This is a genomic window from Streptomyces ureilyticus, assembly GCF_011045025.1.
Classification (GTDB): domain Bacteria; phylum Actinomycetota; class Actinomycetes; order Streptomycetales; family Streptomycetaceae; genus Streptomyces; species Streptomyces ureilyticus.
Genome location: NZ_JAAKZX010000429.1, coordinates 1 through 2,333, shown reverse-complemented (window position 1 = coordinate 2,333; position 2,333 = coordinate 1). Strand labels below are relative to the sequence as shown.

General features: G+C 64.6%; 2 protein-coding genes and 1 rRNA gene. 2 read left to right on the top strand and 1 reads right to left on the bottom strand.

Annotation, left to right across the window (positions count from 1 at the left end):
• Window positions 1–871, bottom strand: an 871-nt coding sequence (locus tag G6048_RS47845) for an MFS transporter (protein WP_165345861.1), incomplete at its 3' end; no start/stop codon positions are given.
• Window positions 872–1,016: 145 nt separating this feature from the next.
• Between G6048_RS47845 and G6048_RS47840 the strand changes: the two genes are divergently transcribed.
• Window positions 1,017–1,565 (top strand): MarR family winged helix-turn-helix transcriptional regulator, encoded by a 549-nt coding sequence (locus tag G6048_RS47840; protein WP_165345860.1) that lies wholly within the window; start codon window positions 1,017–1,019, stop codon window positions 1,563–1,565.
• A gap of 651 nt (window positions 1,566–2,216) precedes the next feature.
• Window positions 2,217–2,333: ribosomal RNA gene (locus G6048_RS47835) — 16S ribosomal RNA — on the top strand; the annotation flags it as partial.

The window sequence follows — 2,333 nt, the reverse complement described above, 5'->3', positions numbered from 1 at the left end:
CCGCATACCCGGCCACGCCCCACGCGACGGCCCAGATCAGCCCCACAGCCGCGATCACCCGCGACCGCCGACGCCGCTCCACGAACCTCAGCACCACGAACTGCGCGACCACGATCACCGCCGTGTTCGCCGCAAGAGCCGTACCCAGCGCGGAAGTCGAGATCCCCGCAGCCTCAACGCCGTACGCACTCAGCCCCGACTCGAACTGCCCATAGCAGGCGAAGAACAGCACAAACCCCAGCACACACAACTGCACCATGGCGCGATTACCAAGGAGCTCCTTCCAGCTCCCCTTGACCCCCGGCGCGGCGCCCCCGATCCGCGGCGCGCGCGGCACCCGTACGGTCCCCATGACCACGACCAGTAGCAGAAACATCGCCGCCTCGATCGAGAACAGCAACGTAAAGGAACCCGGCCGCGAGGCATCAACGAGATGCCCACCGATGAGCCCACCCACCCCGAGCCCGAGATTCTGCAGAAAGAACTGCATGGCGAAGGCCCGCGACCGGGACCCGGCGGTGGAACAGTCCACGATCATCGTCGCAAGCGCCGGCTGCATCACGGCCTGCCCCGCCCCGAGCACCCCCGCGGCCACCAACACGGCCGCCGCACTGCTCGCAAACCCCAGTCCCAGCGCACCCAACGCGGCAGTGACCAGGGCGACAAGCAGCACCGGCAGCGCACCGCGCCGGACGATGGCCCGCCCGGCGAACGGCAGCACAACCAGCGCAGCCACCGCGAACAGGGCGAGCACAAGCCCCGCCGTCACAGCACCGAGCTCCCGTACCTGCGCCACATAGACGTACAGATACGGAACGGTGAAGCCGAGCCCGAACGCGCCAAGTGCGTTGCCCACATGGATCCGACGCATCGCCGCGCCCCTCGCCCTGGTCACTGTCACCTGCTTCAGTAGGTAGGAGAACTTAGAAGTGAAGACTTCAAAGCTAAACTTAGGCATTGAACTCTACACACCGAAGGACTTAGACGCCAAGCGGCTGCATGCCATACTTCGGCCCATGGGCGACACCCCCGGCGTCGGCGAGCCGACACTCGAAGAGCAGATCGCCGCGTACCAGCGCGAGTTCCAGGACCTCGACCCCCAGGTCGAGAAGATCGTCTCGGCCCTCGGCCGCCTCAATCGCCGCATGAACGTCGCCTACGGCCGCCAGACCGCCACCCTCGGTATCAGCAACGCCGAATGGGAGGTCCTCAAGGCCCTCGTCCTCTCCGGTGCCCCCTACCGCATGGGCCCGAGTGACCTCGCCAAACGCCTCGGCCTCACACCGGCCGCGATGACCCACCGAATCGACCGCATGGTGTCCGAGGGCCTGGTCACCCGAGAGCGCGACGAGTCCAACCGCGTACGCGTCATCGTCGAGCTCACCACCGAGGGCCGCGAGAAGTGGCTGGCAGCCATGCGCCTGGCCAGCGTTTTCGAGGAGGACCTGCTCCAGGACCTCTCCCAGGCGGAACGCGGCGTCCTCGGCGACGTCCTGACCCGCCTCCTCCGCCGCGTGGAGCACGCCCAGCCGGATGCCGGCGGCCGGCTCACCGACCTGGACTGACGGCACCCCCGAGGTTTGCCGAGCCGTCGCCAAGGGGAAGCTTGACAACCCCCTCGTGGATCCGTAAGGTTCTTCGAGTTGCCACGGGGCCGTAACGGCTCTGCGACAGCACCTCCCGCCGCAGAAGCGGCACACCAAACCACTAGTGCGATCTCCCTACGGGGTCAATTTCGGCGTGCCCGAATTGAATTCCCAAGGGCCCCGGCAGCCCGATTAGGAACTGCCGACAGCATCCGCTAAAGTTTGGAACGTCGGAACGGCCCAACAGCCGCGAGGACAAAGCCAGTTGACTGAGGTCAGGCCCGAAAGGATCTGATACAGTCGACGTCGCCGGAAGGTCGAAAGGCCGGAAAGCGAGAACCTCCCGACTGGGAATCGGACGCGAAAGCGTCTGGTAAAGTCGGAAACGCAAGACCGAAGGGAAGCCCGGAGGAAAGCCCGCGAGGGTGAGTACAAAGGAAGCGTCCGTTCCTTGAGAACTCAACAGCGTGCCAAAAATCAACGCCAGATATGTTGATACCCCGTCCGTCGGAAGCATTTTCCGATGGCCGAGGTTCCTTTGAAGAAAACACAGCGAGGACGCTGTGAACCCTTCCGTTCATTCCGCGGGGGGTTCCGCTCTCGTGGTGTCATCCCGATTACGGGAATACATTCACGGAGAGTTTGATCCTGGCTCAGGACGAACGCTGGCGGCGTGCTTAACACATGCAAGTCGAACGATGAACCACTTCGGTGGGGATTAGTGGCGAACGGGTGAGTAACACGTGG